Genomic DNA, 22,214 nt, shown 5'->3' with positions numbered 1-22,214 from the left:
ATCATCTGCGCTGTTCTCTGGCGCGGTTTATTTTCTTAACTCTTCTCTCAGGTGTTGAAACTGTAACCTTAGGTACAGCCTTTACATAGTAGTAATATTCATCATCCTCGAACTGCACTTTCTCTGTTCTGCTATAGTCAAGGCTAAATGAAAAGAACTCAACTACCAGCATAAGTAGTGCAGATACAACAGTTCCGATTATCACTCCTGCCAAAGCAATATCTGTATCGAAGATAAGATTACCAACAAGAATACAGATAATAAGTGATATGGCACCTGCTGAAATAGCGATCTTCCAAGAGTTATCAACAGAAGATCTGCGGATCAAATATACAATAACAATTGTAATCGCAAATGCAACTATCATAACCATCATTGACTTGTTTCCAACAATTCCTGACACTATAGACTGGAATTCATTGGCTGCTTCCTCAACACCATCACTTCCAAAAGCTGTGGCATTTGAAGAAAAATATGAAATAAGGAATGCTACTACTACTCCAAATCCAACTGATACCATTGAAGCAGGTGTGCCCAAAAGTCCCATTGCAAGAGGCATCACATAAGGAAGTCCTATAAAATAAAACAATGGAGTAAGTACAACTGCCAAAGTATCTTTTGGTGAAAATCTAAAATACAACAAAAACATAAGGACAAAGATTATCGCTGTGACCAGCGCACATTCAGGAGCCAGCGCAAAGAGATGTCCCACAATGAATGCTGCTGAAATAACAATGATAAAGTTCGCAGGTAAAATAGCGCACAAAAGTGATGCCATCAGAACAATCGCCATATTGTTCAGAGAGCTCATATATCCAAGCTTATTGTTGATAACTGCAATTGAAATAAGTGAAAGTAAGAACTTCCAGACATATGTAAGATATGTTTCGTTCTTGATATAAAATCTTTTGATATACTGCTTTAATTCCAATAATGATGTCATAATATCACTTTTCCTTCTCGTACATTCTAGCTAGCTTTTTAAGATCCCCATAATACTGTCTCATATTCTTACGCATCTTGGAATAACGATAGGAATAAATAATATATGAAACAAGAGAATACACGCCAACAAGCAGGAGGTAGTATATAAGGTACCTCCTGCCAATAGCCAATAAATTATCTGTATTGTAAAGATTAGATAAAACATTTTCGAAATCGTAAAGAGCATAAGCCCCAACACAAATAGCAAAGACAACTGTTGCGCTGATCACTGACTTAAGTATATTAAAGCCAATGTAATCACTCCTGAAATAGGAATTGATTGCTCCGTTCTTTTTGCCTTCACGATCCATAAATGCAGCCATTTTGGTCATCAAAATGACTTTGTCTTCATTTAACATTTTTGCTCCTTATGTATCCAGGAAGCGCATTCCAGCCTTCTTATCTTGTTTAACCGGCTGCTGGATAGCTGGCTTAGGCTTAGCAAATGTATCGTTAAGGTTATTTGCCATGCTTGCCTTACATTTAGCACAAAATCTTCCTGTTAAAATACGATCACCGCACTTCTCGCAAGTCATCTTAAGCGGTGAACCTTCAGAGAACATCAGTCTTTCCTCACGGATCCACTGCTGAATCTGTTTGGTGGTAACTTCATTATCTTCAGCAATCTGTTTTAAATCTGCAGTAGGATTTTCCTGTATGTATGTCTTAACCTTCTGAAAATCCTCTTCGATTGCCTTTTTGCAAGGCTCACAGATTGGCTGTCCACCAATGTAGTTAAACATTTTTCCGCATCTTGAACAATTCCGTAAGTTCATAAATCTGACCTCCATTTATCTTAAGTAGTTTGCCCGATAGCCAGCGTAAGAAAATATATTTCCTTAACTCCTGCCATCTGAAACTCATGGGCGATCTCATCAATGGTACTTCCAGTTGTATAGATGTCATCGATAATGAGTATACACTTAAATTTTACATCATTTCTTATTATATTAAAAGCCTTTTTCAAATTATTGCGGCGCCCGCGAAGGTCCAGTTCCTTCATGGGTCTGGTGGCTCTGGTCCTGACTATCACATCGTCATACATAGGGATGCCTGTCAGCTTCGAAAGCTTGGAAGCGTATTCTGCTGCCTGATTGTATCCTCTCAAATACTGCTTATCCTTATGCATGGGAACAGGTATTATTGCATCAATACCAAGCCTGTTTAGCTTTTTCCCAAGCTTTCTTGCAGTTTCTTTTGCATAAAAATCAGCGTACTCCCTGCGTCCCATGTACTTAAATCTGTATATGGATCCGGAGATACTCCTATAACTAAAAACCGAAAATCCCCGGTTGAATCTATGTCTGATAGCCATACAGTCTGCGCAATATTCGGACTGGTCAGTTAGCTTTAAAGGTTTTCCACATTTCGCGCAGACATGACTTCCTATATATCTTATTTTCTTTTTACATTCCTCATGAACGAGGTCTTTAGACTCTTTATATCTAAGGACATTGTCGCAGACAGGACAACGCCTTGGATAAATGAGATTCAGAACATTTTCAATTACCTGCATCAAATACTTCTCTAATTCTATCTTTAAGTCCGGTATATCTTTTCAGCTGCTGCTCATTGGCAGTCATGTTAAGGACTGTCTGGCTGCTGCCCAAAATGCACACGGTATTCTTGGCTCTTGTGACCGCCGTATAAAGAAGGTTCCTGTTAAGCAGCATCCTTGGTCCACCTAAAAGGGGCATAATAACGGCAGGATACTCACTTCCCTGAGACTTGTGGATAGTGATCGCGTAGGAAAGCTCAAGTTCATCCAGTTCGGAAAAAGGATATCTGACTCTCCTGTGCTCATCAAATTCCACCACTACGTCCTGGGAATATTCGTTTATCTCTCTGACAATCCCCATATCGCCGTTAAACACGCCAAGCCCAGAATCCACCGGAATGTTATGCTTTCCAACAACTTCCCACTGAGCCTGGTAGTTGTTCTTTATCTGCATGACCTTGTCGCCTTCTCTCAAAGTAAGCTCCCCATAGACATGCTCTTTTTTGGACTTATCCGGAGGGTTGAGATACTCCTGCAGGATCAGATTGAGCTGGATTGCACCAAGGGGGCCCTTTTTCATAGGTGTCAGAACCTGTATATCATAAGGCTGTGCTCCCACATATCCCGGAAGCTTGTCCCTTATGAGCTGGATCATGTGCTTGTATATTACATTCGCGTCATTTCTTTCCAGGAAAAAGAAATCCTTACTCTTATTATCAAGCACCGGCTTCTGGCCATTGTGGATCCTGTGAGCGTTCATAACGATATCGCTCTCCTCAGCCTGCCTGAATATCTTTTGCAGATATATGGTTGGAAATCTTCCGCTGGATATAAGATCCGCAAGAACCTGTCCCGGTCCTACACTTGGGAGCTGGGAACTGTCTCCCACAAGGATCAGATGCACGCCTGGCACAAGTGCCTTCAATAAGGCGTAAAAGAGATGAATATCCACCATAGACATCTCGTCTATAATGATGGCATCTGCCTCAAGAGGGTTGTCTCTGTTCCTTTCAAACCTTACTGCTCCTGACTTGGTGTCGTCATCGCCAACCTGGCCTGATACCTCCAGAAGTCTGTGAATAGTTCTGGCCTCGTACCCGGTTGCCTCTGTCATTCTCTTGGCCGCTCTTCCTGTGGGCGCAGCAAGAAGGATATCAAGGCCTTCGCTAGCATAATATTCAATTATTGTATTGATGGTAGTGGTCTTACCTGTACCGGGACCACCTGTTATTATGACAATTCCGTTTGAGATACTCTTCAGCACAGCCTCTCTTTGAAGGTCATCAAGTTGAAGGTTCTTTCTTTTCTCTATATCAAGGATTCTCTGCCTGTATCTCTCTTCATCGGCAGGGGATACATTCTCTGCAATATTGAGGTCAGACAGCATCACAGCTGATCCCTGCTCTTCGTAATAGAAATTTGCAGAGAAAATATTGTCATTATTTTTTGCTATGAGTTTTTTGTCCATCATCAGATTCTGAATCTGAGTCCTTATGCTATCAGAATCGATCATCTGGTCCGGGGTCTGCACAAGCAGCTCTTCAGTCTTGGAAACAAGCTCTTCCATGGGAAGGTAGGTATTTCCATCAAGCGAACTCTGAAGCAAAGTAAAAAGAATGCCGCTTCTGATGCGGTACTCAGAATCCACGCGAATTCCGACTTTGGCAGCGATCTCATCAGCAGTCTTAAAGCCGATTCCACTTATATCGTCAGCAAGCTGATAAGGATTCTCCTGAATGATCCCGTAAACTCTGGTTCCATAGTTATTGAATATCTTAACCGCCATATTGTTGCTGATACCATATTTCTGTAAAAAGATCATGGCATCTCGCATTTCTCTTTTTTCTGCCATCTGCATGGCAATATCTATGGCTTTCTTTTCACTTATTCCCTTTATTTCAGCCAGTCTTTCAGGCTCATCCTCAATGATCCTGAAGGTATCTGCGCCAAATTTTTTAACAATTCGTGCAGCCAGTGCCTCTCCAATTCCACGTATAGCGCCTGAACCAAGATACCTCTGCATTGACACCGCATCATCAGGCACTGTTATCTTGTATGAGCTCACCTTTAGCTGCTGGCCGTATACAGGATGATTAACGTAGGTTCCCTCGATCTCGAGAGTATCTCCCACATCTGCATCCTTAAAGGTTCCGGTGCAGGTGACCTCCTCTTCGTTCACAATAAGGTTCACTACGCCGTAACCATTTTCCTCGTTCTTATATATAAAATGATCTATGTATCCCTTAACTATTTCTTTTTCCATAGAAAGTAGTATACCATAATTAAAAGCGTGTAATTCTTAAGATTTCTTAAGAATTACACGCTTTTAGACACATTTTTATACTTTTATGTGGAAGGAGCTTCGGGGATGTCATAGTTGCGCTTTAGATTTTCATAGAGCATCTGTGCAAAGCCATTGCTCTGAGTATCCACGGATGTTGAGCATATTTCCTGAAGAGTCTGATCCTTGAAAAAGTCCACCAAAGTTGATGTGGCATTGTCCTCAGTTTCAGGTTTAAGAGCATCTACAGACTTCTGCATTTCTTTGAACATCTGCTCAAGGAAATAGGCCTCAAAACTTTTGCAGGCTTCCATAAGCTCATCATCAGTAGAAGTTTTGGAGGTATTTTGAAGCTTATTCTGAAGTGCTATTGTGCTGGCATTCTTACTTTCCTGCATGGCATAATCTGTAAGCGCCGTTGCATTTAATCCTTTAATATCAAGTCCCGCCATAGTCTCCCCTTATCTCACCTTATTATCTCTTAAGTGAATTTGCCGTCTGCATCATCTCATCAGTTGTCTGGATCGCAGTTGAGTTCATTTCGTATGCACGCTGGGCAACGATAAGATTTACCATTTCTGTAGCTACATTTACGTTTGATCCTTCAAGATATCCCTGAACGATCTCACTTTTCTTTATATTGTCCGCGTCATTTTCAAGAATAGGCTCGCCGCTGGCTGCTGTTTGTATCCAGGCTGCGCTTCCTACCCTTTCAAGGCCTTCTCTGTTTGAGAACTGCCACAATCCAATTTGAAGCCCCATATCTGTAGGAACTCCCTGATCATCTGGGTAATATATCTTGCCATCGCTGCTTATGGTGATCCTACTTGCAATGGCTCCGTCAAGAGTAATTGCTGCGCCGTCGATATCAAGAACAGGGTTTCCTTCTGCTGTTGTAAGCTCAAGAGTAGTTCCGCCTGACTCCTGAAGCGCCCACACAAAGTTACCGTTTCTCGTATAATTTATAGTCTCGCCGTCTGCTGCCATATATCCAAAGAAACCATCGCCACTTATTGCAAGTGCCGCCGGATTGTCACTACTTTGAAATGAACCCTGGGAAAAGAACTGATTAATTGTTGAAGTACGCACACCAAGTCCCACTTGTGAATTGGTAGGTTTTGGATTGCCGTTTGAAGTGGTTGTAACAGTCTGTAATTCCTGGTACAAAAGAGATTTAAATTGCGCTCCCTGAGCCTTATAGCCAACTGTATTAACGTTCGCAAGATTGTTAGATATGGTATCTACGTTTGTCTGCTGAGCGTTCATTCCAGTTGCTGCTGACCATAGACTTCTTACCATAAGCCACCTCCGATCTAGATAAATGCATACATCACCGTCATCCGTGACTGGTAATATCATCTTCTATACTCTTATCGGCTCATTCTCAAAAAATATTTATAAAGAAAATATTAATTTTTAGGACAGACGTCCAAGCTGGTTAGCTGCAATATCAAGAGTGCCGTCAATAGTGGTTATCATTCGCTGATTAGTATCATAGTTCCTCTGAACAGCGATCATGTTGACCATTTCATCCACTACAGATACATTGGACTGCTCCAAAAAGCCGGCGTATATCGATGCTGTAGATGTAACCTGCGTTGCATCATCTGTAGGAATGTACATATTTTCGCCGTAATGCTCCAATGTATTGTAGGTAATTCTTCCATCAGGATAGGTTACCTTTTCAAAATCAAATCTTCCTACTGTGGCAACAACTTCACCATCCTGAATAATCTCGCCCAATGTATTTATCTCCACAGGAAGTGCCGGATCAATCTCAATATGTCCTCCATCCTGTGACAAAACAAAGTCTCCGTCCTGGGTTACCAGGACTCCTTCATTTGTAAGCGTAAAGTTTCCGTCTCTTGTGTACATGATATCGGTCTGACCTGCTATTTCTCTTTCGATGTTTACAGCTTTGTTGGTATACTCGATTCCAAAAAAGCCATAGCCGCCAAGAGCCAGATCAAAGGTGTTGCCTGTCTCTTTCATAGGTCCTTCCGACCAGTCCACGTACCCTTCGCCGATCTTTACACCGGGATTAATAATGCCCAGTCCACGGGCAGTGAACGGGGCATCAGTGTAGTCTTTAATTTTGAGCGCAAGCTGATCAGAAAAAGCCTGTGCAGTAGCGCCTTCTTTTTTATAACCGTTTGTATTGGCATTAGCAAGATTGTTGGTGAGCACGTCCATTCTGTGCTGCTCGTTGATCATTCCTGTGTAAGCAGTGTAAAGACCTTTTACCATACAATATTCCTCATGCCATCCTGGCTTTACAACTGTTCAGTCCATGAACAGTGGATTGGACCTTAGTCCTGACGATAACCTGCAAGGAACTCTACATATCTTCCTGTTCCGATAGCAACTGCAGTCATAGGATCCTCAGCTGTCATAGTGTTGATACCAGTCTTAGAATAGATGAGATCTTCAAGTCCGCGAAGAAGTGCTCCGCCACCTGTAAGGACAATTCCTCTGTCTGCAATATCTGCAGCAAGTTCAGGAGGAGTATTCTCCAGAACACTATGAATAGCCTCAATGATCTGTGATGTAGGTTCACGAAGAGCCTCTTCTGTTTCCTCAGAAGATACTCTTACAGTCTTAGGAAGACCTGTTACGAGGTTTCTTCCTCTTACATCAAGATAGTCGTTCTCAGCTCTTGGATATGCTGAACCGATCTTGATCTTGATATCTTCAGCTGTTCTGTCACCGATAAGAAGATTGTGTTTCTTTCTCATGTAGCGAACAAGTGCTTCATCGAAGTCATCTCCGGCAACCTTAACAGATGTGCTTACAACTGTTCCGCCAAGTGAGATAACTGCTATATCTGATGTTCCACCGCCTATATCAACGATCATGTTTCCACATGGTTTTGTGATGTCGATACCAGCTCCGATAGCTGCAGCGATAGGCTCTTCAATAGTCTTAACATCTCTTGCTCCGCAAAGTCTTGTTGCATCCTCTACGGCCTTTTTCTCAACTTCTGTAGCTCCACTTGGAACACAAACTGCGATGAATGGTTTTCTGTGGATCCTACGTCCAATAGCCTTCTTGATGAAATATCTCATCATCTGCTCAGTGATCTTGTAGTTAGAGATAACTCCCTGACGAAGAGGACGAACAGCTACGATGTTACCAGGAGTACGACCAAGCATAAGTCTTGCATCCTCACCAATAGCCTTGATCTCCTCTGTATCTCTGTCATAAGCTACAACTGAAGGCTCTTTCAAAACAACGCCCTTTCCTCTGATATAAACAAGGACTGACGCTGTACCTAAATCAATTCCAATATCTGCATACTGCATATTACAATGCCCCTTTCAAAAACAACCAGCATATATCTAAGCGCATAAAAGCGGATAATACTTTAGCCTATAATATCATTACGATTATAAACCAAATAAAAAATATTGAAAAGGGGCTATCCATCTTTTATATATATCGGATATCCCCTTCCAAATCTTTACCCAAATCTCAAGCAAAATATTAACGCCGCCACTAGGAGCTCACGCTTAGGGGCACCTATGCCTATTTAAGCATTTTTTTGATATATGCTCCGGTGTAGGATTTCTTGCACTTGGCGACTTCTTCCGGAGTTCCTTTGGCAACGACTGTTCCGCCTTTTGAGCCGCCTTCAGGTCCCATGTCGATGATGTAATCGCCGGTCTTGATAACGTCAAGGTTGTGCTCGATGACTACAACTGTATTTCCCTGCTCAACAAGTTCATGCATAATTTTTACGAGCTTTTGAACATCTGCGAAGTGAAGACCGGTTGTTGGCTCATCCAGGATGTAAACTGTCTTGCCTGTTCCGACTTTACTGAGCTCTGTGGCAAGCTTTATTCTCTGTGCTTCACCACCTGAAAGCTCGGTACTTGGCTGGCCAAGCTTTACATATCCAAGTCCTACATCGTAGAGAGTCTGGATCTTTCTCTTTATGGTCTTTACATTTTCAAAGAATACAAGGGCCTCTTCTACTGTCATGTTAAGGACATCATAGATGCTCTTGCCTTTGTACTTAACTTCAAGAGTCTCGTGATTGTATCTCTTTCCACCGCAGACTTCACAAGGTACATAAACATCAGGGAGGAAGTGCATCTCGATCTTGATGATTCCGTCACCGCCACAGGCTTCGCAGCGTCCGCCCTTGACATTGAAGGAGAATCTGCCCTTCTGATAGCCCCTTGCCTTAGCATCAGGAGTTCCGGCAAAAAGATCTCTGATCATATCAAATACACCTGTGTAGGTTGCAGGGTTAGACCTTGGAGTTCTGCCGATAGGAGACTGGTCAATAGCAATGACCTTATCCACCTGCTCAAGGCCCTCAATGCCTTTATGCTTGCCCGGAATGACTCTTGCTCTGTTTAAGTCTCTTGCCAGATGTTTGTACAGTATCTCATTGACAAAAGAGCTCTTACCCGAACCTGATACACCTGTAACTATGGTAAGTACCCCAAGTGGTACGTCGATATCGATGTTCCTTAAGTTGTTCTCCTGGGCTCCCAAAACCTTAAGCCATCCCTTTGGCTCTCTTCTGGTCTTGGGAACTTCTATCTTAAGTTTTCCTGACAGGTACTGTCCTGTAATGGACTCCTTGACCTGCATGATTTCTTCTGCAGTTCCGCAGGCAACTATTTTTCCACCTTTTGAGCCGGCTCCAGGTCCTACATCCACAATATAGTCCGCAGCTCTCATGGTATCTTCATCATGCTCTACAACAATAAGCGTATTACCAAGGTCTCGCAGGTTCTTAAGTGTATTAAGAAGCTTGTCATTATCCCTCTGGTGAAGTCCGATACTTGGCTCATCAAGGATATAGCAAACTCCGCAAAGTCCTGATCCAATCTGTGTTGCAAGCCTTATACGCTGTGCCTCACCGCCGGAAAGTGTTCCTGTTGCCCTGGACAGAGAGAGATAGTCAAGTCCTACATCCACAAGGAATCCTACTCTTGCCCTGATCTCTTTAAGGAGCTGTGCTCCGACCATTTCCTGATAGCTGGAAAGCTTAAGCTGCTCAAGGTATTTCTGCAGGTCATCTATGGACATTGAAGTTATCTCATAGATATTTTTATCATCGATCGTTACTGCAAGAGACTCTTTTTTAAGTCTCTGTCCACCGCAGAGCTGACATGGAGTGATCCTCATATACTCCTCATACTCAGCCTTTGCTGATTCTGAGAAAGTCTCTCTATATCTCTGCTCAACGTTCTTTATAAGGCCGTCAAAAAGAATAGGATAATCTCCCTCTCCTCTTGATCCCTTGTAATGGACATTTACAGTTTTATCTGCTCCGTAAACCAGCATATGTCTTACTTTCTCAGGAAGATCCTGGAAAGGAGTATCCATGCTGAACTTATAAGCCTTTGCAAGAGCCTTTAGTGTAGCATTGGAGAAGCTGCCCTCTTTATTGGATGACTGCCATCCCATTACAACAATACATCCATCATTCAGGGAAAGAGATTTATCAGGGATCATAAGATCCTCGTCAAACTCCATCTTGTAGCCAAGTCCTGCGCAATCAGGACAGGCGCCAAATGGGTTGTTGAAAGAAAAGCTTCTGGGCTCGATCTCAGATATGCTGATTCCACAGTCAGGACATGCAAAGTTCTGGCTAAAGCTCAGTTCCTCTCCATCTATAACATCTACAAGCAGAAGTCCTTCAGCAAGCGACAAAGCATTCTCAACAGAATCTGTAAGTCGTCTTCTGAGGTTCTCATTGTCATCTCTTACTACGATTCTGTCCACAATGATCTCAATGTTATGCTTGATATTTTTATCAAGCTTTATCTCTTCTTCTGCAATCTCGTACTGGCTTCCGTCAATCCTTGCACGGACATAACCTGCACGAACTGCTCTCTCCAAGGTCTTGGCATGCTCACCCTTTTTACCTCTTACAACAGGAGCAAGGATTTGAAGCTTAGTGCCATCTCCAAGAGCCATGATCTGATTGCAGATCTCATCAACAGTCTGCCTTCTGATCTCACGTCCGCAGTTAGGGCAGTGAGGGATACCAATTCTTGCGTAAAGCATTCTGAAATGGTCATAGATCTCTGTAACTGTTCCAACAGTTGACCTGGGGTTTTTATTGGTTGATTTTTGGTCAATGGAAATAGTGGGAGAAAGACCTTCTATTCTCTCAACGTTGGGCTTATCCATCTGACCAAGGAACATTCTGGCATAGGATGATAAGGACTCCATATACCTGCGCTGTCCCTCTGCAAAAATAGTGTCAAAAGCAAGAGAAGACTTACCTGAACCTGAAAGGCCTGTGAACACTGTAAGAGTATCTCTTGGAATCTTGACATTAACATGTTTAAGATTGTGTTCTGCTGCCCCTCTCACTCTGATGTAATCATGAATATCAGTGGGAAGGATTCTCTTGGTTGTAGTATTCTTTTTTGTCATTCTGTTTTCAGACATATATACATCTCCACTAAAACAAATCTCACCAGTTATTTACCTTCGGTAAGATCATTAAGAACTTTCTTAAGTTCTATCATCTTGTCACGCAGCATAGCGGCATTCTCGAAATCCAGCTCTGCAGCAGCTTTTTTCATCTTCTTCTGAACCTGTCCAATGAGCTTTTCCAGTTCTTCCTGGTTCATTGACTCCGGCTCTTTTTCAAACTTAACTTCTTCCTTGGCAATAGCCTTAGTAACAGCAATAAGGTCTCTGACTGCCTTCTTGATGGTCTGAGGGGTTATGCCGTGCTCCTCATTGTATTTCTCCTGGATGGCACGCCTTCTCCTGGTCTCTTCTATAGCCTTCTTCATGGAATCTGTCATGTTATCAGCATACATGATAACGTGGCCTTCCGAATTTCTGGCCGCTCTTCCTATAGTCTGAATAAGAGAAGTCTCAGATCTAAGGAAGCCCTCTTTATCAGCATCGATGATGGCCACAAGAGAAATCTCCGGGATATCAAGTCCCTCTCTTAAGAGGTTGATACCTACAAGAACATCAAAAACATCAAGTCTCATATCTCTGATGATCTCTGCTCTTTCAAGGGTATCGATATCAGAATGGAGGTATTTTACCCTGATGCCTGCCTCAGCAAGATATTCTGTAAGGTCCTCTGCCATGCGCTTTGTAAGGGTTGTAACAAGAACCTTATTCTTTTTATCTATTTCTTTTCTGATCTCAGAAATAAGATCATCTATCTGTCCCTCAACAGGTCTTACTGAGATCTCAGGATCAAGAAGCCCTGTGGGCCTTATTACCTGCTCTGTGCGGAGAAGTTCATGTTCCTCTTCATATTTACCCGGTGTTGCTGAACAGAAAAGCATCTGGTCAATATGAGATTCAAACTCTTCAAAGTTAAGAGGCCTGTTATCAAGTGCAGATGGCAGTCTAAAGCCGTAGTCCACAAGGGTCAGTTTCCTGCTCCTATCGCCGTGATACATGGCTCCAACCTGCGGAATAGTCATATGGGACTCATCCACTATTATCAGAAAATCTCTGTCAAAGAAGTCAAGGAGTGTAAGGGGCGGCTCTCCCGGTGCCATGAAGTTGAGATGCCTTGAATAGTTCTCAATTCCGGAACAGAAGCCTGTTTCTCTCATCATCTCAACGTCAAAGTTGGTACGTTCTGAGATTCTCTGGGCTTCAATGAGCCTGTCCTCTCCCTTGAAAAACTTCACCTGCTCCTCAAGCTCTTTTTCTATGTTGTCGCAGGCCTTATTGATCTTCTCCTGAGGTACAACATAGTGGGAAGCCGGGTATATCATCACATGGGTGAGCTCGCTTCTAACCTTGGCAGTCACAGGTTCAACCTCTGTGATCCTGTCTATCTCATCTCCAAAGAATTCAACTCTTATAAGATAGTCATCGGCATTCGCCGGGAATATCTCAACCGTATCTCCTCTGACTCTGAAATTACACCTTCCAAGTTCCATGTCATTTCTGGTGTACTGAATAGCCACCAGGTCTTTTATAATATCGTCTCTATCCTTCTGCATTCCGGGTCGGAGAGATATAGACATACCCTTGAACTCTTCAGGGCTACCCAGGCCATAGATACAGGACACGCTGGCAACTACTATTACATCCTTGCGCTCTGCAAGGGAAGCTGTTGCTGAGAGTCTTAGCTTATCTATCTCATCATTGATGGCCGAGTCCTTGGCTATATAAGTGTCTGTCTGTGGAACATACGCCTCCGGCTGATAATAATCATAGTAAGAAACAAAGTACTCTACTGCATTCTCAGGAAAGAATTCCTTCATCTCGCCATAGAGCTGGCCTGCCAGAGTCTTGTTGTGACTGATAATAAGAGTTGGCTTATTTAAAGCCACAATAACATTAGCCATGGTAAAAGTCTTACCAGAGCCTGTTACTCCAAGAAGTGTCTCGAACTGGTTGCCTTGTTTAAAGCCATCCACTAAAGCCTTAATAGCCTGTGGCTGATCACCTGTGGGCTCGTAGGGAGCCACTAACTTAAAATCGCCCATATATTTTCTCCAAAACAATTAAAGCGATACATCTGCTACTTCATGTATTGGAAGTATAGCACAAGCAACCAGCTAATGCAAACATTTGTTCTTTAGCTTAGAGATTAAAGGAATCGTAGGTATATACCATGTCCTGCTCGATTACAAAATCGTCCATTGTATTCCTTGAAAAGTCACCGCTGACCTCCAAAAGGTTGGTGGTACACATTGCCGCCGTGGCCTCTCCCTCGATCTCATGACCTGTATTCCTCTCACCAAGTCCTGTCAGTATTCCGCCTACTCCCAGGATAACGACCAGTGCACCAAGCACCACAAAAAATGTATATAAAAAAATGATCATATGTCCTCCTCTTTTATCAAAGCATCCGCAAGATCAGCTATTCTCTGCCTTGCAATTGACAATCTGTATCTGATTGCCGGGATCCTAACTTCCATATCATCTTTGATCACCTGAACAACTCTTTCTTCATGCATGGCCCCAAAGGTGATCACTGCCGATGTTAAAAGAGCTGCCACAACAATTAAAGCTACTTTTAAAAGCCTTATGGCAATTATTTTTCCGGGTACCATCTTTATGCCTTTTTCTACTTCCTTTAAGCTTTTAAAACGGTTATCCCTGTCAGCCTTTATGCATCTTTCTATAACAGCCAGCATCTGTGGAGATACGTTTTTCAAAGCACCGCTCCTTGCCATACTCAGCGCATCGGAGTCCTTGGCATTTATCCCTGTCAAAAGAGAAAGAATAGTCATTCCAAAGCAGTATATATCCGTCTGTTCATCACTCTGCCCAAGGCTTCCATACTGCTCAGGTGCCGCATAGCCTATGGTTCCAAGATTTACTGTATCATCTGTCTTTCTCTCCCTCTGATAGAATCTTGCTGCGCCAAAGTCAATAAGACATGCCTTTCCATCGCTGTTTACTATGATGTTTGCAGGCTTTAAATCTCTATAGACAATAGGAATATCGCTTTCATGGAGCGTCCTCAATATGGTCAAAAGATCTTTCGCGATCCCTATCACCTGTTTCTCCTTAAGTTTTCTTTTCTTCTTGAGAATTTCCAGAAGATTCTCTCCCGGCACATAAGTGACTGCAATATAGTCTCTTCCCAAGGCCACAAGGCAGGGAATTCTTCCTGTCTTTACAAGCTCTTTGTAATTTCTTTTATCAAATTCATGTAGGATCGCCGCTTCCCCGACAAAGGGTCCCGGCTCGCCGTTGTCCACAGAAGCAGGGACTTTCTTTGCAAACTTTAAAGTCACAAGATTTCCGCTCCTTTTGTCCCTTGCAAGAAAGGCCTCGCTGTTTCCGCCCTGCCCAAGCTTTTTTAGTATCTTGAATCTCTCCATTTTTAATACTCCAGGCACATGGCGGCCACAGTGATATTGTCCTGCTCCTTGCGGTCTATTGCTGTCATGGTCAGTTTTTTACATTCCTCCAGCATATCCTCAGAAGTCACGCACATCTGAGGACACAGGGCTCTAAACAGTTCTTTTTCCGATATGGTCTTCCAAAGGCCATCACTGCAGGCGACAACTGTTGTGCTCATCCGTATGTCTCCCCTTATTATCTGAGGCTGCGGAACGCTCCCATGTCCAAGGCACTGCAAAAGAACATTTCTTTCCTGGCTGTTTTGAACTTCATTTTCCAGCATGACCCCGCTGTCAATCTTACTCTGGACAAGGCTCTGGTCATGGGTTATCTTTTGCACGTCTTTCCTGCTCACCAGATATATCCTCGAATCACCTACATTCATGAGCATGTATTTTCTTCCAATCTGCAAAAGAGCTGTCAAAGTGGTTCCAAGGCAGATTCCCCTGTGTTTGCCGTAGCGTCTTATATCCCTGTTTATGTCTGCAAGAAGCCTTCTCCAGGATATTTCAATAACGTCCCATATTTTATCTTCGTCTATTCCCAGCATCAAAGACAACTCTTCATGGAACCAGTTTTCAAGTGTTCTTATGGCTTTACAGCTGGCCACTTCTCCCTTTGAGAGTCCTCCCATGCCATCGCAGACAGCAACAAAAGATATTCTTCCCATTTTCCCTGCACTGGCTACCTTGATAAGAGACGAGTCCTGATTAACAGCGCGTTTCTTACCGGCATCAGTGTAAATGCACGCTTTTACTTTCATGATATTCCTTTCAAAAAACACAACAAACTAACTTTCTAATATTGGAAAAAGCGCTCGAATGAGCAATTAAACCAAAAAGAAAAACTGTGCTAAGACGTAGCACAGTTTTGCATAATACTATTATTTTCTTTTATTGTCAACCAGCTTTTTCTTCCAGGTCTTCGATAGCTTCTTTTAATACTTCTACAGCCTTATCAAGCTGATTGTCTGTCTTATCCTCTGCATAAGCATCAGCGTCAAACTCAATTTCTACATCAGGATCAATTCCAACTCCGTGGATATCGTTGCCATTTGGTGTGTAGTAATTGCTGACTGTAAGTTTAATGGCGGTGCCATCCTTGAGATCAAAAATTCTCTGAACAATTCCCTTGCCGTAGGTAGTTGTTCCAACAAGTGTTCCAATACCATAATCCTTGATCGCACCAGAAAGAATTTCTGAAGCGCTGGCTGAATACTTGTTAACAAGTACTACTACAGGAATATCGATCTCATGGGTTCCGTCGCAGGTATAATCTTCTCTGTTTCCATCTCTGTCAACGGTATAAACAATAGTTCCCTTAGGTAAAAGCTGCCTTGCTATGTCGCAGACTGCTGTGAGGCTTCCGCCAGGATTACTTCTAAGGTCAATAATAAGTCCCTTTATGTCATTTGCTCTAAGCTCTGCCATGCCTTCAGTAAACTGATCAGGAGTAACTTCATCAAACTCTGTGATCTGAAGGTATCCAACGCCGTCATCCATAACCTTGGTTTTTACTGTAGGAACTGAAACCTGAGCACGCATAACATCAACTTCTATCTCTTCAAGGTCAGATCCTCTAAGGATTGTCAGGTGAACCGTAGTGCCCTCTTCACCTTTAATCAGAGATACCACTTCACTCAGTTCAAGTCCCTGTGTGCTCTGCTTATCTACTTCATAGATAATATCATCCGTCTGGAGCCCTGCTTCCTCAGCAGGTGTTCCCTCTATAACTCCTGAAATACGTGGCAGTGATGTTGTCTGATCCATGCTCACATAAGCGCCTATGCCATAGTAGATACCTGCCGTATCATTCATAAGCTCTGTGAGTTCATCCTCTGTGTAGTAGACAGAATAAGGGTCGTCAAGAGAATCCATAAGACCTTTATAAAGCCCGTTTGCTTTCGCTTCACTTGAAACATCGGTTTTATAAAAGTTAGAATCAATAACAGACTCTATTTTATTTATCTTGGTCAGTGTCTCATCACTAAGGACTGAGTCTCCACTGGCTGTATTCTGCGCGACTGGTGCATTAAAGGTAAATAAATATGCCATACATGCAGCTGCGCTTATAAACAGTGCAACAAAGCATCCAACTAATATACCGCTGATAAATCTTCTGTTTAATTTTCCTCGATACTGCTGTTCATCGAACTCTGTCTGATAATCCATCTTTCTCCTATCCCCGGGAGACTTTTATTTCAGGTAATTCCAAGGACTGACGTAAGCTCCATTTAATCGAACACCAAAATGCAAATGATTACCTGTTGATCTTCCGGTGGATCCTACTGCTGCAATTTTGGTTCCCGCAGTAACATCCGTACCTTTCGAGACATACAACTTCGAACAATGCATATAAATGGTATATAGGCCGCCACCATGGTTTATCATGATGTAATTACCCATGGAGGAATTGTAATCAGCAGCTACCACTGTTCCGTTGTAAGCAGCAAGTATTGCTGATCCTGCCGGTGCAGCAAGGTCTATACCGTTGTGCATTTTTTCTACCCCAAGAGTCGGGTGCATTCTCATACCAAAATCATCAGAAATTCTGGTATAGCTTGGACATGGCCATGTAAATACACCACCGTCATACATATATCTGCTGTAAAGAGCTGCTTTATCTGCAGCAACTTCTTTTTCCAGAGCTGCAATTGTTGCGTTCTCAGCCTTGATCTCGGCCTCATATTCTGCAATCGCCGCTTCTTTATTGGAAATATCAGCCTTAACTGCGGAAAGCTCACTGCTTTTTGTGGAAAGAAGGGACTGGAGATTTGCTTCCTCCTGCTCTTTTTCCTCCATCGCAAGATCAAGTGTAGCCTTTTCTTCTTCAAGGGCCTGTTTTGTGACAGTAATAAGCTGAGTTGTAGCGATATACTCGTTTAATTTTTTCCTGTCATAGGATGAGAGCATCTCAATATACTCGGCCTTGTTGAGCATATCTCCAAAGCTTCCGGATTCAACCAAAAGCTCCATGTACATAGTGTCGCCACGCTCGTACATGAACTTGATACGCTTTTTCATGGCTTCATACTGTTCCTGCTGAATCCTCTCAGCTTCCTCAAGCTCTCTCGTGGTCTCTTCTATCTCAGCTTCCTTCTCAGTGATCTGGTCAGTAAGCGCATCAATCTTGGTCTGAATATCAGTTAGTGATGCATCAAGCTCAGTAATATAGGCATTAAGATCGGATTTGCTCTTTTCCAGCTCTTTTTTTATCTTCTCAAGATTGGTCTTGGCTGTACTAAGTGAATCACGCTCTTTTTTGGCCTCACTGATCTGATTTTCCTTGGCCTTGATACTCTCCTCAGTTACTTCTGCATACGAAGATATGCAGCTACCTGCAAATATAGCAATTGCTGTAGCTGCACATATTAACCCTTTAACTATTCTGTTTTTGTAAGCTTTATTCAATAAACTCAATGTAAAAGGATGTCCTTCTTGTATTATACATGTAGGTGTTTTCTAACAGTTGTGAAACTACCAAAGAAGCCAATACCAATTCCGATGGCCAGTGCGATTGGTACAAGCTTGTTGTATACCACCTGCACAGGAAGGAAGTTAAGCAATGTTGAAAGCATAGTAAATCTTGATGCTATGTATGTGATAGCATTGGTGTAAACAAAATATATAATAACAAGTGGAATTATTGAACCAATGATTCCGATGATGATACCTTCTACCACGAATGGTGCTCTTACGAAGAAGTCTGTTGCACCAATGTACTTCATGATATTGATCTCATCTTTTCTAACTGCGATACCCATGGTAACTGTATTGCTGATAAGGAATATTGATACCAAAAGCAGAATGATGATAATACCTGCTGAAATATATGCGATCAGCACATTCAAGCCACTTAAGGTATTGGCTGTAACTTCAGAGCGGTTAACCTCTCTTACCACGTCGATAGACTCGATATAAGTTACAAGCGCTCCCTGCAAAGATACATCATTAAGGTATATCTGAAGGTTTGCTGAATCTGCCAGAGGATTCTCTGTAAATCCGTCTGCGTATTCGCCAAGGTAGTCCTCTTTAAACTCTTCCCAGGCATCATCTGCAGATACATAAACAATTTCCCTAACTTCAGGTCTCTTTTCAAGATCAGTCTTTACTGCAAGGATCTGCTCCTCTGTTGTTCCCTCGTTAAAGAAAACAGTTACAGAAACGCCTTCCTCGGCTGTCTTTACTACATTTTCAAAGTTAGTGATTATAGAATAAAAAAGTCCGAACAAAAACAGGCAGGCACTGATGGTCGCAATAGAAGCAAGCGTATACCACTTGTTTCTGCCTAAATTTTTAAAACCCTGTCCGATGGTGTAAAAGAAACTACTAATCCTCATCGATGTACATACCCTCTTCCTCGTCTTCTATAATGACGCCTTTTTTCATGGTTATAACTCGCTTTTTCATGGCGTTGACGATTTCTCTGTTATGTGTGACCACGATAACTGTTGTGCCATTTTCATTGATCTGTTCCATGAGTTTCATGATTTCCCATGAATTGTTAGGATCAAGGTTTCCGGTAGGCTCATCTGCCAAAAGAATTGTGGGCTTATTAACAAGAGCTCTTGCAAGCGCAACTCTCTGCTGCTCACCACCTGACAGCTGATTTATTTTATTTTTGTATTTTCCTGCAAGGTTAACAGTTGCAAGAATTGATGGAACATTTCTTTTGATCTCTCTTGTAGGTGTCTGAACAATTCTCTGAGCAAAAGCAACGTTCTCGTATACATTTCTGTCTTTTAAAAGTCTGAAATCCTGGAATACAATGCCAAGATTACGTCTGAACTTAGGAATCTTGCTGTGCTTAATCTTTCTCAAATTATAGCCAAGAACTGTTATCTCACCGTCTGTTGGTACCAGCTCTCTTAAAAGGAGCTTGATAAGTGTAGACTTACCTGAACCGCTGTCTCCAACGATGAAAACAAACTCTCCCTTTTTGATGTGAAGTGTGACGCCATTTAAAGCAGGTGCGCCTGTGGAATATGACTTGGTAACATTCTCAAGGGTTATTACCTCATCATCGGGTATCTGCCTGGTGCCCCTTTTTCTTCTATATCCTTTTTCCATAAATATCTCCTGAAACAAAACTTTTTAGATCAAAAATTCACATCTAGGATCAAGTGAACTTTTCCATGTACTTCATGTATCTTACAACCATAAGTGCAATTTTAAAAGTGATAGCATCGTCAAAAACTCGCAAATCTAACCCTGTGCTCTTCTGAAGCTTATCAAGCCTGTACACAAGAGTATTTCTGTGGATAAAGAGCTGTCTTGATGTCTCGGAAACATTGAGGCTGTTCTCAAAGAATTTATCAATTGTTGTAAGTGTCTCCTGATCGAAATCGTCAGGGTTCTTGCCACCAAAGATCTCCTTAATGAACATCTTGCAAAGAGGAATAGGAAGCTGATATATAAGTCTTCCGATACCAAGCTCGCTGTAGCAGATAACCTTTCTCTCATCAAAGAATATCTTGCCTACATCAAGTGCCATCTTGGCTTCCTTATAGGATCTGCTGACTTCCTTGATCTCGCCTACTACTGTACCGTAAGCAATCCTTACGCCTGAAAGACCCTCTTTTTCAAGACCTGCCTGCATCTCTTCTGCTGCCTTTGCAATCTCTCCGGGCTTATTGATATCTGTAACATCCTTAACGATGATGATATTGTCCTCATCAACCTCTGTTACAAAGTCAGTACCTGTACCAAAGTGAGTCCTTGCGATCTCAAGGGCATTATTGTCCCTGCCATTGATCGATTCGATGATCATGGCAACTCTCTTGGCATCAGTCTGGATATGAAGCTTTTTGGCTCTGCTATAAATATCAACCAGAAGAAGGTTATCAAGAAGAAGGTTCTTGATAAAGTTATCCTTGTCGAATCTTTCCTTGTAAGCTACAAGAAGTGTCTGAATCTGATATGCGATCATCTTGCCAAGCATATAGATATTCTCACCGCTTCCTGTGCAGATAAGAATATACTCAAGACTCTGCTCATCGTATATTTTAAAGAACTGATATCCCTGGATTTCCTGAGAATCAGCCGGAGACTCCACAAAATCCCTTGCTGCAGATGAAACATTAACAACATCACTGCTTGTGGAAGCTACCTCCTTGCCATCAATATCAAGCACAAAAAGATCTACATGTGCTATGTTTTTTAGTCCATCAATGGTATTCTGAAGAATTTGATTAGAAATCATTTCACACTCTTTCTGAAGAGCTTTTCTGCTCTACTGAATTATATACATTAGCATTTTAATATAAATGTACAAAAAAATCCACCGATTAATAGTCCTTTTTTGTATATTTTTTTATTTTCATAGTCAAAACTTACAAAAACGCCCCAGGGTTTTTGGTATTAACAATTTACGTTAAAGTGCCGATACAAACGATAGGATAAAGTATGTTGCGCCTTCGGAGTACTTTCGGAGCGCAGTCGCACAGGAGGTGCCTATGGATATTCCTGCTTTATCGATGGCTCTTTCTCAGAACAAGATTCTGACCGATGTGGGAGTCGCCATGCTTTCAAAAAGCCTTGATGTCATGGAGGACACAGGCAGCTCTTTGGTTGCAGGCATTGATGCTGTATCAGAGTTGTCAGTTAATCCTGATATTGGCGGAAACATCGACATCCGCATCTGACAGCGAGCTATCAAAAAAACGCCCTTGGCTATTCAGACAGCCAAGGGTGTTTCATTTTCTTTTACCTTATTGATTACAGAAAAGCCGCAACAAATATCATCCACGCCACTGCTATTACCATAGCAATGATAAGCGGTATGGTTATAAGTTTATAGCCCTGTCTTGGATACATGTGTATGCTATCCACAAAATCTTTTCTGTTTTCCATATCAGCGATCTTATAGACAACGCACAGAGCTATGGCAGTGAATATTACAGCCAGAACAAAGTAAATGCCTATCATCAGGTAAGTGCTCTCATTACCAAAACCGTAATCCGCAAGCACTTCGTCCGCCTCACTCACCACGTCAGGTACGGCATACATGTAGATAACTTCAATGGAATTAAACAGGGCATGGGCAAAAAATGACGACCAAATGCTGCCTGTTGCCTCAACAAGAAGGCAGAACATTATTCCCATTACAGTCCCGTATGCAAACTGGTTAAAATTCAAGTGCATCATTCCAAAAAGAATAGATGACAGAACGATTGAACCAATTATGCGGCCCGTTCTCTGATAGCTCTGAAGAATATAGCCTCTGAAGACAAACTCTTCCACAAAGGGGCCCGCAATGCCGATTGACAAAAGCATTGTCCACATTGGCATGGCAAGGACTTCATCGCTGATAGAGCTCACCATGTTTTCCACAAAAAGCATCGATACTGAATTTACAAAAGACACCAGTGGAAACAGTGTAATAACATAAATCGCTATCATAAACAGTGTGGATATCTTTATTTTCTTAAAAGGTATTGCCTCTGTTATCTTTTCGCCGCTGTAGAGAATAGCTGCAAGGGCAGGTATCAGCACCACCAGCTCTGAAAGAGCATTATTGGTAAATATTGAAAGGCTGCTTCCTGTAAGTATGATCCAATAGCTCATAAGCAGTGTAAATGCCAGTGTCGCCAGTATCATATACAGAAAAGACCTGTTGGCTCTCTTATAATTCACGTCC

At 42.2% G+C, this 22,214-nt stretch carries 21 protein-coding genes; 1 reads left to right on the top strand and 20 read right to left on the bottom strand.

The window, feature by feature from the left end; translation table 11 throughout:
* Position 1: 1 nt before the first annotated feature.
* The 19 genes from C4S54_RS10910 to C4S54_RS10820 form a co-directional block, all read right to left on the bottom strand.
* Entirely contained in the window at positions 2-943 is a 942-nt protein-coding gene (locus tag C4S54_RS10910; protein ID WP_103869554.1) for a hypothetical protein, read from the bottom strand.
* A 4-nt stretch (positions 944-947) separates the two neighbouring features.
* On the bottom strand, positions 948-1,343 hold the full coding sequence (locus tag C4S54_RS10905; protein ID WP_103869553.1) for a hypothetical protein: 396 nt from the start codon (positions 1,341-1,343) through the stop codon (positions 948-950).
* 9 nt (positions 1,344-1,352) lie between these two features.
* Complete coding sequence (locus C4S54_RS10900) at positions 1,353-1,760, bottom strand: flagellar protein (protein WP_103869552.1); 408 nt, start codon at positions 1,758-1,760, stop codon at positions 1,353-1,355.
* A 20-nt stretch (positions 1,761-1,780) separates the two neighbouring features.
* The gene (locus C4S54_RS10895) at positions 1,781-2,500 is read right to left on the bottom strand and encodes a ComF family protein (protein ID WP_103869551.1); all 720 of its coding nucleotides are present in this window, start codon (positions 2,498-2,500) and stop codon (positions 1,781-1,783) included.
* Entirely contained in the window at positions 2,487-4,745 is a 2,259-nt protein-coding gene (recD2, locus tag C4S54_RS10890; protein WP_103869550.1) for an SF1B family DNA helicase RecD2, read from the bottom strand. Before recD2 ends, C4S54_RS10895 begins: the two co-directional genes overlap by 14 nt.
* An 83-nt stretch (positions 4,746-4,828) precedes the next feature.
* On the bottom strand, positions 4,829-5,215 hold the full coding sequence (locus tag C4S54_RS10885) for a hypothetical protein (protein WP_022775426.1): 387 nt from the start codon (positions 5,213-5,215) through the stop codon (positions 4,829-4,831).
* Positions 5,216-5,237: 22 nt separating this feature from the next.
* Positions 5,238-6,062, bottom strand: a complete 825-nt coding sequence (locus tag C4S54_RS10880; protein ID WP_103869549.1) for a flagellar hook-basal body protein — start codon at positions 6,060-6,062, stop codon at positions 5,238-5,240.
* 117 nt (positions 6,063-6,179) lie between these two features.
* Positions 6,180-7,010: a flagellar hook-basal body protein gene (locus C4S54_RS10875; protein ID WP_103869548.1), complete on the bottom strand. Its 831-nt coding sequence runs from the start codon at positions 7,008-7,010 to the stop codon at positions 6,180-6,182.
* Positions 7,011-7,072: 62 nt separating this feature from the next.
* Positions 7,073-8,065, bottom strand: coding sequence for a rod shape-determining protein (locus tag C4S54_RS10870; RefSeq protein WP_022775430.1), 993 nt, complete (start codon positions 8,063-8,065; stop codon positions 7,073-7,075).
* A gap of 223 nt (positions 8,066-8,288) precedes the next feature.
* Positions 8,289-11,165 carry an excinuclease ABC subunit UvrA gene (uvrA, locus tag C4S54_RS10865; protein ID WP_103869598.1) on the bottom strand — a complete coding sequence of 959 codons (2,877 nt, stop codon included), beginning with the start codon at positions 11,163-11,165 and terminating at the stop codon, positions 8,289-8,291.
* A gap of 47 nt (positions 11,166-11,212) precedes the next feature.
* Complete coding sequence (gene uvrB / locus C4S54_RS10860; protein ID WP_103869547.1) at positions 11,213-13,207, bottom strand: excinuclease ABC subunit UvrB; 1,995 nt, start codon at positions 13,205-13,207, stop codon at positions 11,213-11,215.
* A gap of 97 nt (positions 13,208-13,304) precedes the next feature.
* On the bottom strand, positions 13,305-13,547 hold the full coding sequence (locus C4S54_RS10855) for a hypothetical protein (RefSeq protein WP_103869546.1): 243 nt from the start codon (positions 13,545-13,547) through the stop codon (positions 13,305-13,307).
* On the bottom strand, positions 13,544-14,554 hold the full coding sequence (locus C4S54_RS10850; protein WP_103869545.1) for a serine/threonine protein kinase: 1,011 nt from the start codon (positions 14,552-14,554) through the stop codon (positions 13,544-13,546). The genes C4S54_RS10855 and C4S54_RS10850 overlap by 4 nt, the downstream gene beginning before the upstream one ends.
* Positions 14,555-14,556: 2 nt before the next feature.
* The gene (locus C4S54_RS10845) at positions 14,557-15,339 is read right to left on the bottom strand and encodes a PP2C family protein-serine/threonine phosphatase (protein ID WP_103869544.1); all 783 of its coding nucleotides are present in this window, start codon (positions 15,337-15,339) and stop codon (positions 14,557-14,559) included.
* A 136-nt stretch (positions 15,340-15,475) separates the two neighbouring features.
* The gene (locus C4S54_RS10840) at positions 15,476-16,747 is read right to left on the bottom strand and encodes a S41 family peptidase (RefSeq protein ID WP_103869543.1); all 1,272 of its coding nucleotides are present in this window, start codon (positions 16,745-16,747) and stop codon (positions 15,476-15,478) included.
* Positions 16,748-16,771: 24 nt separating this feature from the next.
* Positions 16,772-17,995, bottom strand: a complete 1,224-nt coding sequence (locus tag C4S54_RS10835; protein ID WP_103869542.1) for a murein hydrolase activator EnvC family protein — start codon at positions 17,993-17,995, stop codon at positions 16,772-16,774.
* A 23-nt stretch (positions 17,996-18,018) separates the two neighbouring features.
* Positions 18,019-18,915, bottom strand: a complete 897-nt coding sequence (ftsX, locus tag C4S54_RS10830; RefSeq protein WP_103869541.1) for a permease-like cell division protein FtsX — start codon at positions 18,913-18,915, stop codon at positions 18,019-18,021.
* The gene (ftsE, locus tag C4S54_RS10825; protein ID WP_022775443.1) at positions 18,905-19,645 is read right to left on the bottom strand and encodes a cell division ATP-binding protein FtsE; all 741 of its coding nucleotides are present in this window, start codon (positions 19,643-19,645) and stop codon (positions 18,905-18,907) included. Before ftsE ends, ftsX begins: the two co-directional genes overlap by 11 nt.
* 49 nt (positions 19,646-19,694) lie before the next feature.
* Positions 19,695-20,777: a PucR family transcriptional regulator gene (locus C4S54_RS10820; RefSeq protein ID WP_103869540.1), complete on the bottom strand. Its 1,083-nt coding sequence runs from the start codon at positions 20,775-20,777 to the stop codon at positions 19,695-19,697.
* Positions 20,778-21,030: 253 nt separating this feature from the next.
* Between C4S54_RS10820 and C4S54_RS10815 the strand changes: the two genes are divergently transcribed.
* On the top strand, positions 21,031-21,219 hold the full coding sequence (locus C4S54_RS10815) for a YjfB family protein (RefSeq protein WP_022775446.1): 189 nt from the start codon (positions 21,031-21,033) through the stop codon (positions 21,217-21,219).
* A 73-nt stretch (positions 21,220-21,292) separates the two neighbouring features.
* On the opposite strand, the gene C4S54_RS10810 is transcribed toward C4S54_RS10815, so the two are convergent.
* The gene (locus C4S54_RS10810) at positions 21,293-22,210 is read right to left on the bottom strand and encodes a CPBP family intramembrane glutamic endopeptidase (protein ID WP_103869539.1); all 918 of its coding nucleotides are present in this window, start codon (positions 22,208-22,210) and stop codon (positions 21,293-21,295) included.
* Positions 22,211-22,214: the final 4 nt, after the last annotated feature.

The sequence above is a fragment of the Butyrivibrio sp. Su6 genome, assembly GCF_900108105.1.
Lineage (GTDB): Bacteria > Bacillota > Clostridia > Lachnospirales > Lachnospiraceae > Butyrivibrio.
Note: the sequence above shows the minus strand (reverse complement) of the source record. Positions and strands in the feature narration are given on the sequence as shown.

What these genes read in the sequence shown, in the direction of transcription:
- ftsE (WP_022775443.1), bottom strand. Translation starts at nt 19,645, where the DNA reads ATGGAAAAAGGATATAGAAGAAAAAGGGGCACCAGGCAGATACCCGAT.
- recD2 (WP_103869550.1), bottom strand. Translation starts at nt 4,745, where the DNA reads ATGGAAAAAGAAATAGTTAAGGGATACATAGATCATTTTATATATAAG.
- C4S54_RS10880 (WP_103869549.1), bottom strand. Translation starts at nt 6,062, where the DNA reads ATGGTAAGAAGTCTATGGTCAGCAGCAACTGGAATGAACGCTCAGCAG.
- C4S54_RS10815 (WP_022775446.1), top strand. Translation starts at nt 21,031, where the DNA reads ATGGATATTCCTGCTTTATCGATGGCTCTTTCTCAGAACAAGATTCTG.
- C4S54_RS10855 (WP_103869546.1), bottom strand. Translation starts at nt 13,547, where the DNA reads ATGATCATTTTTTTATATACATTTTTTGTGGTGCTTGGTGCACTGGTC.
- C4S54_RS10910 (WP_103869554.1), bottom strand. Translation starts at nt 943, where the DNA reads ATGACATCATTATTGGAATTAAAGCAGTATATCAAAAGATTTTATATC.
- C4S54_RS10875 (WP_103869548.1), bottom strand. Translation starts at nt 7,010, where the DNA reads ATGGTAAAAGGTCTTTACACTGCTTACACAGGAATGATCAACGAGCAG.
- C4S54_RS10820 (WP_103869540.1), bottom strand. Translation starts at nt 20,777, where the DNA reads ATGATTTCTAATCAAATTCTTCAGAATACCATTGATGGACTAAAAAAC.
- C4S54_RS10845 (WP_103869544.1), bottom strand. Translation starts at nt 15,339, where the DNA reads ATGAAAGTAAAAGCGTGCATTTACACTGATGCCGGTAAGAAACGCGCT.
- C4S54_RS10900 (WP_103869552.1), bottom strand. Translation starts at nt 1,760, where the DNA reads ATGAACTTACGGAATTGTTCAAGATGCGGAAAAATGTTTAACTACATT.
- C4S54_RS10905 (WP_103869553.1), bottom strand. Translation starts at nt 1,343, where the DNA reads ATGTTAAATGAAGACAAAGTCATTTTGATGACCAAAATGGCTGCATTT.
- C4S54_RS10850 (WP_103869545.1), bottom strand. Translation starts at nt 14,554, where the DNA reads ATGGAGAGATTCAAGATACTAAAAAAGCTTGGGCAGGGCGGAAACAGC.
- C4S54_RS10885 (WP_022775426.1), bottom strand. Translation starts at nt 5,215, where the DNA reads ATGGCGGGACTTGATATTAAAGGATTAAATGCAACGGCGCTTACAGAT.
- C4S54_RS10840 (WP_103869543.1), bottom strand. Translation starts at nt 16,747, where the DNA reads ATGGATTATCAGACAGAGTTCGATGAACAGCAGTATCGAGGAAAATTA.
- ftsX (WP_103869541.1), bottom strand. Translation starts at nt 18,915, where the DNA reads ATGAGGATTAGTAGTTTCTTTTACACCATCGGACAGGGTTTTAAAAAT.
- uvrB (WP_103869547.1), bottom strand. Translation starts at nt 13,207, where the DNA reads ATGGGCGATTTTAAGTTAGTGGCTCCCTACGAGCCCACAGGTGATCAG.
- C4S54_RS10870 (WP_022775430.1), bottom strand. Translation starts at nt 8,065, where the DNA reads ATGCAGTATGCAGATATTGGAATTGATTTAGGTACAGCGTCAGTCCTT.
- C4S54_RS10895 (WP_103869551.1), bottom strand. Translation starts at nt 2,500, where the DNA reads ATGCAGGTAATTGAAAATGTTCTGAATCTCATTTATCCAAGGCGTTGT.
- uvrA (WP_103869598.1), bottom strand. Translation starts at nt 11,165, where the DNA reads ATGACAAAAAAGAATACTACAACCAAGAGAATCCTTCCCACTGATATT.